This window comes from Brasilonema sennae CENA114 (genome assembly GCF_006968745.1).
GTDB lineage: Bacteria > Cyanobacteriota > Cyanobacteriia > Cyanobacteriales > Nostocaceae > Brasilonema > Brasilonema sennae.
In genome coordinates this window covers 222,744-238,546 of the sequence record NZ_CP030118.1, presented here as the reverse complement: position 1 = coordinate 238,546, position 15,803 = coordinate 222,744, and the positions used below count along the sequence as shown (strand labels likewise).

At 40.3% G+C, this 15,803-nt stretch carries 13 protein-coding genes and 1 pseudogene; 6 read left to right on the top strand and 8 right to left on the bottom strand.

What is annotated here, in order from left to right:
* Positions 1–81: 81 nt before the first annotated feature.
* From DP114_RS00970 to DP114_RS00940, 7 genes are all read right to left on the bottom strand, one after another.
* Positions 82–2,622 carry a U32 family peptidase gene (locus DP114_RS00970; protein ID WP_171975213.1) on the bottom strand — a complete coding sequence of 847 codons (2,541 nt, stop codon included), beginning with the start codon at positions 2,620–2,622 and terminating at the stop codon, positions 82–84.
* A gap of 92 nt (positions 2,623–2,714) precedes the next feature.
* Positions 2,715–3,098 (bottom strand): DUF1634 domain-containing protein, encoded by a 384-nt coding sequence (locus DP114_RS00965; protein ID WP_169265453.1) that lies wholly within the window; start codon positions 3,096–3,098, stop codon positions 2,715–2,717.
* Between the two features lies 1 nt (position 3,099).
* Positions 3,100–3,936 (bottom strand): sulfite exporter TauE/SafE family protein, encoded by an 837-nt coding sequence (locus DP114_RS00960; RefSeq protein ID WP_171975212.1) that lies wholly within the window; start codon positions 3,934–3,936, stop codon positions 3,100–3,102.
* 120 nt (positions 3,937–4,056) lie between these two features.
* The gene (locus DP114_RS00955) at positions 4,057–4,434 is read right to left on the bottom strand and encodes a sulfite exporter TauE/SafE family protein (protein WP_169265455.1); all 378 of its coding nucleotides are present in this window, start codon (positions 4,432–4,434) and stop codon (positions 4,057–4,059) included.
* Positions 4,435–4,539: 105 nt separating this feature from the next.
* Positions 4,540–5,538 carry an RNA polymerase sigma factor, RpoD/SigA family gene (locus tag DP114_RS00950; protein ID WP_171975211.1) on the bottom strand — a complete coding sequence of 333 codons (999 nt, stop codon included), beginning with the start codon at positions 5,536–5,538 and terminating at the stop codon, positions 4,540–4,542.
* A gap of 235 nt (positions 5,539–5,773) precedes the next feature.
* Entirely contained in the window at positions 5,774–6,328 is a 555-nt protein-coding gene (gene lepB, locus DP114_RS00945; protein WP_171975210.1) for a signal peptidase I, read from the bottom strand.
* Positions 6,329–7,005: 677 nt separating this feature from the next.
* Complete coding sequence (locus DP114_RS00940; protein ID WP_169265458.1) at positions 7,006–7,719, bottom strand: biliverdin-producing heme oxygenase; 714 nt, start codon at positions 7,717–7,719, stop codon at positions 7,006–7,008.
* 366 nt (positions 7,720–8,085) lie between these two features.
* Here DP114_RS00940 and glmM point away from each other — a divergent pair, with 366 nt between their 5' ends.
* Positions 8,086–9,558: a phosphoglucosamine mutase gene (gene glmM, locus DP114_RS00935; protein WP_171975209.1), complete on the top strand. Its 1,473-nt coding sequence runs from the start codon at positions 8,086–8,088 to the stop codon at positions 9,556–9,558.
* On the opposite strand, the gene DP114_RS00930 is transcribed toward glmM, so the two are convergent.
* Positions 9,551–9,790, bottom strand: coding sequence for a hypothetical protein (locus tag DP114_RS00930; protein WP_172195138.1), 240 nt, complete (start codon positions 9,788–9,790; stop codon positions 9,551–9,553). The genes glmM and DP114_RS00930 overlap by 8 nt on opposite strands.
* A gap of 223 nt (positions 9,791–10,013) precedes the next feature.
* On the opposite strand from DP114_RS00930, the gene DP114_RS35640 reads away from it, so the two are divergent.
* From DP114_RS35640 to DP114_RS00915, 5 genes and pseudogenes are all read left to right on the top strand, one after another.
* On the top strand, positions 10,014–10,142 hold the full coding sequence (locus DP114_RS35640; protein ID WP_256379317.1) for a hypothetical protein: 129 nt from the start codon (positions 10,014–10,016) through the stop codon (positions 10,140–10,142).
* 505 nt (positions 10,143–10,647) lie between these two features.
* Positions 10,648–12,154 (top strand): annotated as a pseudogene (locus tag DP114_RS00925) (SulP family inorganic anion transporter).
* Between the two features lie 229 nt (positions 12,155–12,383).
* Positions 12,384–12,515, top strand: a complete 132-nt coding sequence (locus tag DP114_RS35635) for a hypothetical protein (RefSeq protein WP_256379316.1) — start codon at positions 12,384–12,386, stop codon at positions 12,513–12,515.
* Positions 12,516–13,128: 613 nt separating this feature from the next.
* Positions 13,129–14,298 carry an acyltransferase family protein gene (locus tag DP114_RS00920; RefSeq protein ID WP_169265461.1) on the top strand — a complete coding sequence of 390 codons (1,170 nt, stop codon included), beginning with the start codon at positions 13,129–13,131 and terminating at the stop codon, positions 14,296–14,298.
* Positions 14,299–14,301: 3 nt separating this feature from the next.
* On the top strand, positions 14,302–15,753 hold the full coding sequence (locus DP114_RS00915; protein WP_171975207.1) for a VanZ family protein: 1,452 nt from the start codon (positions 14,302–14,304) through the stop codon (positions 15,751–15,753).
* Positions 15,754–15,803: the final 50 nt, after the last annotated feature.

Genomic DNA, 15,803 nt, shown 5'->3' with positions numbered 1-15,803 from the left:
TTTCACTCTGCATGAATAGTCGCCCTTGTCTTGCTAGATTTCTACAGCAAGACAAGGGATTTTGAGCAAGCAGGTTGACAATCACCGAGTTGCATTCACTCCCATTGGACCACGAGTGACACCAAGCTGATTTTGTAACTTTAACTCCCGCCACAGTTGAGAGCCAGTCATTTCACCTTGCAGCAGTTGTTGATAGCGATGTATCGTTTGCATCACTTTTTCATGAGTCTCATTGACAAATTCAATCCGAAAATTGTGTACTCCAAGCTCTATCAGGTGTTGTACGTATTCGGCTCCGGTTTGACCAGTGCCATTAAAGACAGTATTTCGACAACCTGCATCAGCTTGAAGAATGTGTTCTGTTCCCACCCTGTCCCGCAATTTCACTTCATGTTTCTCACAGGGGCGTCCGCAGTTGGTATAGTCAGTCCCTTGAGATAGAAACGCACAAAAGACACAATGCTCCATATGAAACATGGGCATATGTTGATGAATTGTCACCTCAAACCACTGGGGTGGACAACTTGTCAGCAAGTCTTCCAACTGAGTAATGTTCAAATCGTAAGATGCACTTACCCGTTCTAAACCAAGTTGATTCTTAAAATAATCTGCTGTTAAGGGATTAGCAACGTTGAGCGAAAAATCCCCTATGCAACGCTCATTGGCAAAAAACTGGAGATGGTCATAGTTGCGTATCAGATAGCCATCCGCCTCGCAGGAACGCACCTGTTGCAAAATCCAATTTTCCCCTGGTTTGGTAATTCTTGGAGGCGCAACCCAGATGGAGTGCTGAGTATTTCCTTTGTTTGCTTGGCGTACGATCTGCACTGCTTCCCGATAAGCGCGGGGATCTTCAAATTCACAGTAGAGTGTTTCGATTCCCGCTTCCAGTGCAGCTTGTAGTTGCTTGAAGTTTCGCACTAGGACAATGAGGGAGGGGGAGTTGAGAGTTGCTTGCACTTCTACAGTGGAAGGGAGCAAGTCTTGTAGAGAAGCATGAGAGTTAAATAGCCAGCGTTTGGGTTGGGAACGCAACTCTTCCAACTGTGCGACAATCTCTCGTCGTAAACGGTTCAACTCACTCACGGGTAACGTAACTGCACTATTGAGGTGATTTGTCAAGGTTCCCAAACAAAAGGGTGTGTTGCCCAGACGACCAAACTGTTCTTGTAAACGTTCTGTAGTCAGGGGTTTGGTGTGCGCTTCTTCAAGGGGGATTGTAGATTCTACCTGGACAATGTGACCTAGTTCGTCGCGGGCGATCGCACTCAAAAATTGACCAACTTCTCCATACACCTCTATGTAAATTGGACGCTGAAACTGCGGATTTTCTCCAGCAAAACTCTGACGTAGTTGCTTATCAAGTTCTGGATCGCTGGTTTTCCAAATCTTGTCTCCTACGTGTATTCGTCGCAAGTTGAGATCACGGCGACCAAAAGTCAGCAGCACTTCCTTTCCTTTGTCTTCCACCGCATAAACTCGACCGCCTTGTTCTTGCGCTTCTGGGTGACCGCAGTCAAAAACAACACCGTCTCCTGGTTTGACGGGGGCTTGTAACCGTACTATGACTTTTTCGTTACTGATGCGAGTGACTTCGCCCAAGTAAACTCCGCGCTTTTTCCCGAAACGGGCATGAACGAGTTCCTGATTGTTAACACCGCCAAACCAACCCGTATACTGTCCGCGAGAAAACGCCATCTCTAAGTTGTAGTGTTCTTGAAAAGATGTGGAGAATTTCTCCTTGTCTTCTCCATCCAACTGAGCCATCACCCGATCCAAAGCTTCACGATAAACACGAGTCACATTCGCGACATACTCAGGAGTTTTCAAGCGACCTTCAATCTTGAGACAACTCACCCCCGCTTTCACCAATTCTGGCAGTACTTCTAAGCCAGCCAAGTCTTGAGGACTGAGTAAATATTTGCGATTTCCTAAATTTACACTTTTGCCATCTGAGATTAACTCGTAGGGCATTCGGCAAGCTTGGGCACATTCGCCACGGTTGGCGGAACGTCCTCCTAAAGCTTCACTCGTCAAGCATTGACCAGAATATGCTACACACAAAGCACCATGAACAAAAACTTCCAGAGGAAGTGAGGTTTGTTCTGGAAGCTGGCGCTGGATTTTCTCAATTTCCTTCAAAGAACATTCACGCGCAAGTACTACCAACTGACACCCCAAGGATTTGGCAAATTCCACCCCTGCTGCACTGGTGATAGTCATTTGCGTGGAAGCATGGATGGGAAAATTTGGAGAAAGGTGACGAATCAGACGACAAATCCCGATATCTTGGACAATGACTGCATCCACGCCAGCAGTAATAATCGTACGAAGATATTGCTCTGCTTCTCTAAGTTCTTGGGGAAAAATCAGTGTATTCAGGGTGACATACCCCTTTACACCCCGACGGTGCAGAAATTCCATCAACTTGGGCAAATCTGCCTCCGTGAAGTTTTGCGCCCGCATTCGCGCATTAAACCGATCCAACCCAAAATAAATAGCATCTGCCCCATTTTCCACAGCAGCTTTAGCACAGTCCCAGTAACCTGCGGGGGCGAGTAGTTCAGGGCGATTAAAGGTAGGCAAAGTCATTTCAGGAGTTGGTTTGCGATCGGCTTTCATCAGGTTGGGAATGGATTACAGAGCACCATTGCGATTCTATCGTTTGTGCTCATTAATGGTGGAGAGAAGTGACGAATACAGTTAATTATCTATTAACCACCTATAAAACTAATAATCAGCCCAGTCAAAACAATCACAGTCAAAATAATATAGGTGATATCTCGCTGACGCATAAAAGCTAATAGAGAAAAAGCAACTCTAGCAACAGGAGTAGCAATTAATAACAATAATCCAAGTTGAATAATGCCACGACGGCGACCTGATAATACTGAATTTGCAACTCCTTCAGGAGAGCGAAATGCTGGAGGCTCACCGCGAAAAATTTGATAATTTGGAGTTTCTTTACCATGATAAATTAGGTACAATACCCCACCCATTAACACAATAGCAGTAGCGATCAGTACCCCATATCTCAACAAATTACCAACCAAAATTTCGACTTGTCTTTCACTCAAATTACGTCGAGTTTGGGACACTTTAAATCCTCCCTAGGAAGCCGTTATAAATCATTTGAATAGCTAGCAGCACAATAACTACACTAAAAATATTTCTTAAAACGCCTACTTTGGCTTTTACCAATACCCTAGCGCCAATCAATGCGCCTAAAAGTACTCCTAACATGACAGGCATTGCTAGTCCAGGATCGATGTAACCTCGTTTCAGGTACACACCCGCGCTAGCTGCTGCTGTCACCCCAATCATAAAATTACTGGTAGTGGTGGAAACCTTAAACGGAATCCGCATAAATTGATCCATCGCTAGTACCTTGAGTGCGCCAGAACCAATACCAAGTAACCCGGAAAGCACTCCGGCGACAAACATGAGACTAAATCCTACAGGAACAGCACGGACATTGTAGGGTTGTTCACCTTCAGGCGTTGGGTAAGTGCTATTTAACTTTAAACGAGTTGCTAGAGAATCAGGTCGAGTGTTATCTAAATGTTCAGAACGAGGTTGACGTGAGAGATAGGCACTATAAAGTAAAACAAATCCAAACACCACAGCGAGTATTCTAGTGGAAACAAAAGCGGCTATAGTTGCACCTGTAATGGCTCCAAATGTTGTTGCTACTTCCAAGAACATTCCCAAACGTAAATTGGTGTAGCCTTCTTTAACGTATGCAGAAGCAGCACCTGAAGAAGTTGCAATTACCGATACCAGAGAAGCACCTATTGCGTAACGAATGTCAACGCCAAAGACTAAAGTTAACAAGGGGACAAGTACCACTCCACCGCCTAAGCCTGTTAGCGCTCCCAAAAAGCCTGCGGTCGCAGAACTTAGCCAAACCAATAGAGTAAATTCTAAAATATTCAAGCAATCGCACCTTCGCTTTTGAATCAAACGTTGGTTATCGAACAGCTCAATGGCAATGTTTGGATTGTATATTAAAACAATTGCCTAATTTTACAGTGAATCAAACAAATGATAAATTATTTATACTGAATCAGCACTAGTCATGAATAAAACTCTAACAGCACTGATAATTAGTAGAAAAGCAAATATTTTAGTTAAAACTCCATTCGGTAAACTCGTTCCTATTTGAGCACCGAACCACCCACCAAAAATAAATCCAAGACAGAGAAGCCCCGCTACTTTTAAGTCTACATATCCCTGCTGATAGTAAGTCCATGCTGCTAATAAATCTATTGGTAGAACTAACAATGCCAATGTAGTTCCTTGCGCTTGGTGCTGAGAAAATCCTAAGAAAAGAATCAAGGCAGGTAAGACTATTATTCCACCACCAATACCTGTCATACCACTCATAGTACCCGCTACGAGTCCCAAAATTAAACAAAGCCAAATGTTAGTCATGATTAAAAGTATTGCTAGAGATAGTTTTCAGTTTGCGGTAATTTCTTAATCAGAAAATGATATAAAGTTGAGCAGCAACTTTATATCTGAATGATTTGGTCAACATTAACTAGTTAGATAGCTGTTTATCTTATCTTTATGTCGTCGTAAGATACCCAAAGCTTGTTGCTCTAGTTGTCGCACTCGTTCTCGACTGATACCCATGCATTGACCAATCTGTACTAAAGACAGTTCTTTTCCATCTGTTAAACCAAAACGTAAAGTTAATATTTCCCGTTGCTGAGGAGTTAGTTTTGACAATAAATTTTGAAGGTTTTGTTGGATAAATTTCTGCTCAGTGTATAATTCGGGAGAGAGTCCGTCATCCTCCAACATATCCTGTAATTCTGTATCTTTTTCTAAGCCAACTCGCAATTCCAAAGAGACAGGGCGACGTGCTAAGAGTAAATAATCTCGAATTTCGTTAGGATCTAGAGATAGTGCTTGGGCGATATCAGTAGCGGTGGGAATACGACCTAATTTTTGAGCTAATTCACGTTGAATAAGTTTGATTTTATTTAATTTTTCAGTAACATGGATAGGCAAGCGGATAGTGCGTCCTTGTTGGGCGATAGCCCGTGTCATTGCCTGACGAATCCACCAATAGGCGTAAGTTGAAAACTTGTATCCTCTGCTAGGATCAAATTTCTCAACCCCTCGCTCTAAACCCAAACTTCCTTCTTGAATTAAGTCGAGAAATTCTAGGTTACGTCTTTGATATTTCTTGGCAATAGATACTACAAGCCGTAAATTAGCCTCAATCATTTTCTGCTTGGCTTGATGTCCTTGCTGGAGTTGTTGGACTAATGAGTCTTCACTAATATTTATATTTTCAGCCCATTCTATTTGTGTTGGTTGACGCTTTAATTGAAGAGCTAATTTTTCTTTGGCAGCAAGTAAAGCCATCATTTGTTGGACTTGCTTGCCAAAATCTTTTTCTTGCTCATCAGTTAACAAAGGTGTACGTCCAATTTCAAGAAGATAGATATGCACCAGATCAGCAGTAGATAAATATTTTTCATTTTTATCGCTTACTTTGATAGATTTAGGAGATAGGTTTTTCATAGTTTTGTCAGCATGACTAAATACTTGATAGTTCAGGACTTACGCAAGGGAAACGTTGTTGTGTCATTGCGATGTAAGGAAGCAATCTTACAGTCAAGTTCATTAGTAACTCGTGCGTCAGTTCTATAGTTGATAGACATTCATTTCAATAATATCTAAAATTCTATACGCGCACATTTTATCTCTGATTTTCCCATATTTTTTTTACTTTTATTAATCTGAAAACATAAACAGGTTAATTGATAAATCCAATTCTGTTGAGTGGATAAAAGCGAACAATTGCTCGACCTACGATTTTATTACGGGGGACAAAACCCCAATAGTGACTGTCATAGCTATTATTGCGATTGTCTCCTAAAACTAGATAAGAATTATTTGGTACAATGGCAGAACCCCATTTATAGTCTGGTTTAGCTTCAATATAATTTTCTTTTAAAGGCGAGCCATTAATATAAACTAGTCCATTTTTAACTTCCACTTTCTCTCCTGGCAAGCCAATTATACGTTTAATGAAAGCGTCGTGAAAATTTTCAGATTGTAGTGTTTCGGTTGGATTAAAAACAACAATATCATCTCGCTGAGGTGAGGTAAAGTCATAGCTAACTTTATCGATGATTAAGCGATCATTAATCTGGAGTGTTGGCTCCATAGAACCAGAAGGAATATAACGAGCTTCAGCAATAAAGGTGCGAATACCAAAGGCAAGAACTAGGCTTAAACCAACAGTTTTTATTCCTTCTATAAAAACATTTTCTTGTTTTTCTTTTTTTTGTTGAGGAATATGAGACATAGTATTAATCAAAGGTAAAGAGTATGTAAATGTTACATTTCAATTATGTTAAGTCATCAAAAATTCAGTGCTCTTAGTTTTATTCAAAAAGAGGGTCCTTTCCGGTGATATAACGACAGAAGTAAGCTAAAACTGCTATTCTCAGATCTTGCACCTCGACCTGAGTACGCCTTGAACTTCAGTTCAAGGCTTATAGCCAAAGTCCGTTAAAACGGACTCAAACGCATATCCAGTAAGCTTTAGCTTACTTGAAGCTTTGAGCCAAGAAATTTATTTCTTGGCGGACAAGAATTTATGGTGCAAGATCTGAGTATTTCTAATTTAGAATCTCGATGTGTAGGAGTTGTGTCGAACAGATGAAGAATTTTACACCTGTCAAAATAAAGCTGTAATAGATCATTTATTCGCGAACGACTTTCGCGATCAAATCGCCCTTTTTCACATTCTGTGAAAAGTCAGAATAAACTTCTTGCACAAGTCAGGAACGCTTAACAGCAAACAGAACCTCGTAAAATCTCACTTTTGCATGAGATCTAATCTAAACCTGTTAATTTTTGAATGCGTGAATTGTGCTCAAGACGCGACTAGGGGCAACTTCCCCGCGATTCCCCTTTCTACAAAGGTAATCCCAGAGGCGCTGCCCCTAGCAATTAATCAAAAGATTGTGCTAATTGTATTTACTCAGCAGTTGCGAGTTCGGTACTACCGCGTGTACGACGACGTGTGATGCTGTTGTAAAGCATGATTCCAACAGCTTTAATGAGATTGCCTTCCAACTCTTGGAACATCTTCATGTTCATGCCAAAGGCGGCGTTTGCTTCATCGACAATGCGATCAGCAGTCGCATCATCTATAGCTAATTCATCCAAAGTTTGGCGATATTTTGCTTTGAACCCCTTCTCATCTGGAATCTCATCAAATTCATAGAAGGCGGTTCCTCCGTCAGAAAGGTTCATCGCAGTTTCAGCAATGCCTTTGAGAATCTGTCCACCAGACAAGTCACCAAGGTATCGGGTGTAGGAGTGAGCAACTAATAGTTCTGGTTCTTTTTCAGATAGTTCCCGGATGCGCTGCACATAAGCCTCACCCGCCGAAGATAGTCGGATTTGCTCGCGCCAGTTTGCCCCATAGTAATAGGTGAGGTCTTGCTCTAAAGTTTCCTTACGGTGAAGTTGAGGAAAATTGATTTTTGAAATAATCGGATGATTGGCGTGCTTTTCCATCTCCTCTTCCATCGCTGAGTAGATGAAGTAGAAGTTAGCTACCAGCTTCCGATAGGAGGTTTTTTCTACGACTCCTTTTAAAAAACACTTGACAAAACCAACATTTTCTGCCATTGTGTGGGCTTTTTTGGTTCCGACACGTAATTTGGTTGCTAAATTGCTGCTCATGCTAAATTTGCTCGACTATAAAATGTCAACTGCTGAAGTGTAATTTACGAACGGCTACAAAAGCCACTAAAACGTTACAGTAGAACTATTTGATGAGAAATTATATTAAAAATGTTTAAGTTGAGACCATCTGAGATATTTGTAAGTTCCTAGTGATAAGTCTTGAGAGCAATTTTTGATGTAGCCCAGTAGTTTACAATATCTTTATAAATACAAAAAAATACTTAAAATATACTTACAACCACTTTGAGTGAAAAATGAAACAATAAATAGCAAAGTGTGACGATTAAAAGGCGTCCAGCACGAATTGTTGAATAAAAATTAAAGTGCTATTCTCCAGTGTGAGTGTGTGGGGTTTTTCTTCTTATGGTTTCATACATAACTCGAACTCAAGGTACTGCTTCAGAAAATTCAACAACTAATGTTGATGAATCGGAAAAGAAACTTAATGAGGGCGGTTTTGGGTTGAACTTAACATCACTTGTGGGTACACCCCTGTTTGGTACAGATGGTATTCGGGGACGAGTGGGAGACTTGCTGGGTGCACCCCTAGCATTGCAAGTAGGCTTTTGGGCAGGTACTGTTTTGCGTAGTCATGCTTCCAACCCAGGACCAGTCATCCTCGGCCAAGACTCCAGAAACTCCAGCGATATGCTGGCGATGTCCTTGAGTGCAGGGTTAACAGCAGCAGGATTAGAAGTTTGGCATTTGGGGCTATGTCCTACCCCTTGCGTTGCATATCTTACCAGCGTCACCGATGCTATCGGTGGGGTGATGATTTCTGCTAGCCACAACCCGCCAGAAGACAACGGCATTAAATTTTTTGGCGCGGATGGGATGAAGCTGTCCCAAGCTTTGCAAACGGAAGTAGAAGCAGGAGTGCGTGGTATGGCTTCTGCAAACTGTAATCATTGCGGACGGTATTACTCGCGCTTGGACTTAGTGGGAAGTTATGTTGAAGCATTGAAAAAACCCCTGCACGGTGTCATGAATTTTCAAGGCATGAAAATTGTTTTAGACTTGGCATGGGGAGCAGTTGTTGGTCTAGCACCATCGGTATTTCAGGAGATGGGGGCCCAAGTCATCTACTTACATAACGAACCAGATGGCGATCGCATCAACGTCAACTGCGGTTCCACTCACCTAGGAATTCTCCAAGCCGCCGTCCAAGAACACAATGCTGACTTAGGCTTTGCTTTTGATGGTGACGCAGATCGGGTTTTGGCTGTAGATAACACGGGAAGACAAGTCAATGGCGATTACATCCTCTACCTCTGGGGACAAAACCTAAAGCAAAACCAACAACTGCCAAATGACCTCATTGTTTCCACTGTTATGGCAAACTTAGGTTTTGAGAAAGCATGGAAGCAAGTCGGTGGGCAATTTATTCGCACAGCAGTTGGTGATCAGTACGTCCAAGCCCAAATGCTGCGGACTGGAGGAATGCTTGGGGGTGAACAATCGGGTCATATCCTCTGCCGTCACTATGGTATGACTGGAGATGGCTTGTTAACAGCCTTACATGTAGCAGCGTTGGTGAAACAAGCTGGCGTTCCCCTATCGGAAATGGTGACTCAAAGCTTTCAAACCTATCCGCAACTGTTGCAAAATGTTCGAGTGGAAGACAAAGCTAAGCGTTTGGGATGGAAAGAATGTGAACCCTTGCAACAGGCGATCGCCTGCGCCGAAGCAGCAATGGGAGATTCTGGCAGAGTTTTAGTCCGCGCCTCTGGTACAGAGCCACTCATCCGAGTTATGGTAGAAGCCGAAGCTGCTGAACTCGTCAACTACTGGACAAATGAATTGGTGATGCAGGTTCAACAGCACTTGGTTACGTGAAGTACTCACCACTCAACTGATATTCCCCAAGCAAAAAGCACTGATGGTTAGCTAGAGGCGCTTTCAAAAATTTCTTCAACTGCTTTGCTGGGTACAAATTGTCAAAAGGGCGTGGCGTCGCGAGAATGAGTTCTAACTCATCAGGTAAAAACGTGGCGATTTTCTGTTTGATGTCCAATGCTACAGCTTCGTCGCGCCTTCGGCGAACAGATTTTGAGCCTATTACTCCCAATAGGCATCAGCATATCTTATATCCGCTTCTCCAGGGAGAAAAGCTCTTACGTTGGGAGTGAAATTAATTTAAACAGCAATTTCTTGATTTGATAGACAAATATGTTAAAAGTTTTATATTTTCCAAATATTTTGTCACTTCATTATATGATAATGTTTACAAATTGATTTTTTGTTTGCATATAAAGGCAATCTAGTGAGGGTGTAAATTGCTTTTGTACATCATGTTTACAGTAACGGACTCTAAAAATTGGCTGCAAGTAAGCCGTTATAGTAGTCGGGGAAGTGTGTATTTATTCGCTCCGATGGTTAACTTCAACATCATGGCTGAAGTTGGCGATGCTCCCCCCTGATGTGCTAGCAAGAAATTGTAAATAATACGAACAATTCAATCATTCATTATATCTTGGTGAAAGTGACTAAATTTCACTTCTGTTTTAGTCTCTCAATCAAGAATATAATTTTTGATTGAAGTGGCTGTATTCTTAACTGCATAACTACAGAACCTAAATTGAATACAGTCTAAAAAATTAGAGGTTTCTAATATTAGAAGTGAAGTTTTAGCAGGGATAACTATAGCATTCGCACCGATAACTGAATTTTTTGCTTTTGCAGCGATCGCTAAACAAGTGAAGCTCAAACCATTTTTCCCTGCATTATAATGCTTCTAATCATCAAGCTACTTCACTCAGTAAAAGATGTAGCAGCGCCTCCCGAACGTAGTAGCTCCCCAAGTAGAGTATAGCCGCGTTGTTCACTTTCGTTGAGCTTTAAATCCACATACTCTTGATTCTGACTCCTGAATTTTGGATTCGGAATTAGCTCTAAATATTTCATACCTAAATAGCAGAGGAACACTTGAATACAACCGTTTTTAAACGAGAATGGTTCTCCAACACTAAAGCAGATATCCTAGCAGGTACTGTAGTAGCGCTAGCGCTGATTCCGGAGGCGATAGCTTCGCTACTGCCTTGGGCAGATCGCATTTTCAATTATTGCAGGCGTTGATCCTAAAGTCGGGCTATACGCCTCGTTTTGCATAGCAGTAGTGACAGCTTTTGCAGGAGGACGCCCTGGGCTGATTTCTGCTGCGACAGGAGCAATGGCGCTGTTAATGACCACATTAGTCAAAGAACATGGGCTGCAATATCTGTTTGCAACGACTATTCTAACTGGTGTGATTCAGATTATCTGTGGCAAGCTCAAACTCGGTCGCCAAATGAAGTATGTGCCGCGAGCAGTTATGCTCGGTTTTGTTAATGCCTTGGCAATCTTGATTTTTATGGCTCAGTTACCTCAGTTGGTTGGGGTACCCTGGCAAGTTTATATCATGTTTGCTGTGGGTCTTGGCATTATCTATCTACTACCCCGCTTCACCAAAGCAGTCCCTTCACCCTTAGTTGCAATTGTTGTTTTGACAGCTTTTTCTATCCTCACGGGGATCAAGGTTCCTACAGTAGGTGACATGGGCGAATTACCTACTACCTTTCCCATTTTCAGCTTACCTACGGTTCCATTGACCTTTGAGACACTCTCGATTATCTTTTCCTATGCATTACCTTTGGCTGTAGTGGGATTACTGGAGTCATTGTTAACTGCGTCACTACTCGACGAACTGACCGATACCCCAAGTGATAAAAATAGAGAAGCTGTAGGTCAGGGTATTGCCAATATTGTGACAGGATGCTTTGGGGGGATGGCAGGCTGTGCAATGATTGGTCAGTCGGTCATCAATATCAAATCTGGGGGACGCAGTCGTCTTTCTACCTTATGTGCTGGAGTGTTGTTATTGTTCTTCATTTTGGTATTAGGTGAATGGGTACGGCAGATACCAATGGCGTCCCTAGTTGCAGTGATGATCATGGTTTCGATTGGAACTTTTAGTTGGTCATCTCTAATCAACTTACACCGTATACCGAGAAGTGAAACTGCTGTCATGATTACAACTGTTTTCATGACTGTACTCACACACAACCTAGCAATTGGAGTTATCGTAGGTGTAGCATTTAGTACTGTCTTGTTTGCCCGCAACATTGCGAAAATTGTGTTTGTAGACACAGTTCTTAGCGATGAGAAAACTTCTCGGATTTACAGCGTTTCCGGTCAACTTTTCTTTGTATCGGTGGAAGAGTTTTTTGCCGCTTTTGATTTTAAAGAAGAATTAGAACGTGTAAAAATTGACCTGACCCATGCTCACATTTGGGATCAAGCAGCAGTTGCAGCCATTGATAGAGTTGTGATTAAGTTTCGCAGAAAAGGTGTAAAAGTAGACTTAGTGGGACTGAATGAAGCGAGTGCTACATTGCTAGAAAAGCTAGGTATTCACAATAAACCGGGTGCCCTAGAAAACCTTAATAACCACTAAATTATTACTAGCACAATCAGGTGGTTTTGTTCCAATTTGCCAGCTTCTACATGATAAATAATGAAAGACAGGGAAGTATGTCGTTTTTTTTGAAATCTTCATAATTTTTGGAAAAAATTTACGGTTTCTTGAAAAACTTTTCGTCATTTCATTCATAACATGGTGACAGTACGCTACTTGTGTCAGTAAAAAGGCGCTTTAGTAAATATGTAAATTATCTTGGCACATCATGATTACAACAGCAGCAAACGACAAAAATTGGCTGCAAAAAAGCCGTTATAGTAGTCGAGGAAGTATTTACTTATTCGCTCCAATGGTTGACTTCAACGTAATGGCTGATGTTGGAGATACTCCTCCTTGATCAGATGTGCTTATCTCTGATTGGAAATTTTATCAGAGACTCAATAACTGAATTTTGATGAAGTAAAAGATGTAGCTCTTTTTTGGAATAGCTTCAATAGATTCAATTGAGTTGAAATAGCTGCTTTGACTTTCGATAACTGAATATTTGAATTCACATCACTTGTTAATCGACTCACTACTACAAATTGAGAGTTAGATGATTAGTGCTGCTGCGAAGCGTTGATATTCAGTTGTGAATCAGATTGAAAGACAAACAGTAGTTTGTTTGATTTTAAACATAGATGTGAACGCTCAATACTAGCGACAGGATTTACTTGTGAAATAGAGTATTTCTTGTGCAGTTACATCTAACAACTCAACAATATCTGCATTTTACAATTTATTAAGCTAAATCTTAATGTTTGATAATTCAAACATTTAAGAAAATTTTCTTTGCGATTTCAAGACGCAAAAAAAAGATGATATGAGTTGACATAAAAACTCATAAAAAATGCTGTACAAAAATGTTGATGGTTATCTCCAATAGAGATAAAATCAGCACGATTATTTATAGCATTAACAGCAATCAAAGCTATTAAAACACACGTTGTTGTATTAATTGAATTAATCAAATGACGAAGACAACTAATGAACCAAAAATCCGTCTTTCTTTCTTAGATGGTATGCGTGGTTTAGCTGCATTATATGTCGTATCTTGTCACATTTTACCGCATCTAGGGGAGAACTTACCTTTGTGGATAATGTTGCCAACAAAACTCATGAGATATGGTTCTTTTAGTGTTGCAGTTTTCATTGTACTTTCTGGCTACTGTTTAATGCTGCCAGTCACTCGCTCTCAAACAGGTTATATTCCCGGAAACTTATTGGATTACTTTAAAAGAAGAGCGCGAAGAATTTTACCACCTTTTTACGCAGCAGTTATTTTATGTTGCTTATTAGCTGTGGTCATATTAAGTTTAGAGAGATTTACTACTTTCCAATGGTATGAAATGAAATTCGACTGGTTCTCTCCTCGATTTTCTTTTGTAGATGTGATTTTGCACTTTCTAGTCATTTACAATTTTGTTCCAGGAACGGATGTTTATGTAATGAATGTGCCATTATGGAGTGTCGCTTTAGAATGGCAGATTTACTTTTTATTTCCTCTGGTTTTTCTTCCTGTATTACGGCGTTGGGGTTTGTTGTCAGTTATTGCACTCGCTTTTTTAATTGGGCTAACACCTCACTATTTATTGAATGGTTATATGGATGTTAGCCGTCCTTGGTTTGTGGGTTCATTTACTATCGGAATGGCTGCAGCCGAGATTGCATTTTCGCAAAAGCCACAACTGGTGAAACTCAGAAAATCTTTACCTTGGGGTAGACTTGCTACAATTTTTGCTGGTATTGCTGTCATCACTGAGTGGAAGAAATTCGGAATTGATGCTTGGATTTTCGAGACTTTTGCTAGTATAGCGGCTGCTTGTTTGATAATTTATTGCACAAAAATTGTGATTTTGCGCAAAACGCCACCTTTAGTTATGCAGCTACTTGAGCATCCTTGGGCGATCGCACTCTCAACTTTTTCTTACAGTCTCTATCTGACTCACGGACCAGTAGAAACATTAGTGAACCACTGGCTTGTTACCCTAAAAATGTCTCCAGTGGTGTTCGCAGTAACATTGTATCTATTGAGTGTAGGAAGTTCGTTACTTGTTGGTTATTTATTTTATTTAGTTTTTGAGCGACCATTCACATCCAATTTCTTAAAAGAACACAAACTGAAAAATTCAACAAACTGAGGTATGATTCTAGTCATTTTTAGTATATTAGTAGTGCTCATAGCTACACTTTTTCCCTTTAATTTTTCTTTTCCAGACAGTCTTTCTCCACAATTAATTTTAGCCAGTTTCGACAATACGAGTTCTTTTGGAGACTTGGTAAACAATATTTTATTGTTTATGCCTTTAGGTTTCGGTTTAACTGCTCTTTCGCAGAGAAAAATGATGAAATTGATGAGTGTATTTTTAATAGTGATACTCATCAGCGCTGGCTTATCATCAATAGTTGAATTTCTGCAAGTTTTTCTACCTTCAAGAACACCTACACCTACAGATATTGTCAACAATACTACAGGTGGATTCGTAGGTATAATTTGCTTTTATCTGTGGCATTCACAACACTTTATATACATCTGGTCGCGTGTAGAAAACAGTAGAGTTGGCAACTCTATTACAAAGATAACGTTATTGTTTAGTGGATATATACTTCTTTCATTTCTGATTTCCATTCTCTGGCAAAATTCGATAGAGCTAAGTAATTGGAGTCTGAATTATCCGCTAATGCTTGGTAATGAGCAAACAGGTAATAGACCTTGGCAAGGCTATATTTCAGAAATGCATATTGCTGATAAAGCAATTGCTAAAAGTGATATATCACGATTATTGAATAGTGAAAATGACTTTGACACTATTAGAAATTATCTGATAGCTTCCTATCAGTTAATCAATAACACAAGTTATCAAGATCGTACTGGGCAACTTCCTGAACTCTCGCCGCAAGGACAGTTACCAAATATTGCAGATGAGAAAGGTGTTGCCTTAAGTTCGAGCCATTGGCTAAAAACAAGAACTCCTGCTACCTATTTGAACAAAAGGATACGTGAATCCTCTCAATTTACAATAATGACTACTGTTGCTACCGCTGATAGAGTTCAGACTGGACCTGCGCGCATTCTTTCAATTTCAAGTAGTACTCTTCATCGTAATTTAACCCTAGGACAGCAAGAAACTAACCTGGACTTGCGGATACGAACACCAATAACTGGAGCAAACGCGGCAGATTTAAAGTTCAGTGTACCTAATTTTTTTACAGATACTAATCCCCATAAAATAGTCATCACTTACTCTCAAGCAAATATCCAAGTATATATAGACAAATTACAGAATTTTTATTCTTTTAATTTACTAGAATTAGTTCCAAAAGAACAGAAGATATTTTACTATGCGTTAACTTTTATCCCTTTAGGAATTTGCCTAACACTCCTTACTATTCGGAAAAATAAAAAGTTAAGTTTTTATAGGTTTTTACTCTTTAGTGGGATATTACTACCTTCTCTAATAGTGGAAAGAATTTTGGTAATTAATACTGGCAAGAGTATCAGTTTAAAAAATATATTGCTTGGTATGTTCTTTACAGGTGTAACTATGCTGATATTAAGATTACGGGCTTCAGCATTGCTTAAAAAGAAGCCTTAAATTGAGTTTTTTTATTCTGTCTGCTGACTTCTTCTTTAATAGAGATGTAC

Excerpts from the sequence above, each read along its gene's own strand:
- DP114_RS35635 (WP_256379316.1), top strand. The coding sequence starts at position 12,384 with ATGATTACAACAGCAGCAAACGACAAAAATTGGCTGCAAAAAAGCCGT.
- DP114_RS00915 (WP_171975207.1), top strand. The coding sequence starts at position 14,302 with ATGATTCTAGTCATTTTTAGTATATTAGTAGTGCTCATAGCTACACTT.
- DP114_RS00950 (WP_171975211.1), bottom strand. The coding sequence starts at position 5,538 with ATGAAAAACCTATCTCCTAAATCTATCAAAGTAAGCGATAAAAATGAA.
- glmM (WP_171975209.1), top strand. The coding sequence starts at position 8,086 with ATGGTTTCATACATAACTCGAACTCAAGGTACTGCTTCAGAAAATTCA.
- lepB (WP_171975210.1), bottom strand. The coding sequence starts at position 6,328 with ATGTCTCATATTCCTCAACAAAAAAAAGAAAAACAAGAAAATGTTTTT.
- DP114_RS00970 (WP_171975213.1), bottom strand. The coding sequence starts at position 2,622 with ATGAAAGCCGATCGCAAACCAACTCCTGAAATGACTTTGCCTACCTTT.
- DP114_RS00940 (WP_169265458.1), bottom strand. The coding sequence starts at position 7,719 with ATGAGCAGCAATTTAGCAACCAAATTACGTGTCGGAACCAAAAAAGCC.
- DP114_RS00955 (WP_169265455.1), bottom strand. The coding sequence starts at position 4,434 with ATGACTAACATTTGGCTTTGTTTAATTTTGGGACTCGTAGCGGGTACT.
- DP114_RS00920 (WP_169265461.1), top strand. The coding sequence starts at position 13,129 with ATGACGAAGACAACTAATGAACCAAAAATCCGTCTTTCTTTCTTAGAT.
- DP114_RS35640 (WP_256379317.1), top strand. The coding sequence starts at position 10,014 with ATGTTTACAGTAACGGACTCTAAAAATTGGCTGCAAGTAAGCCGTTAT.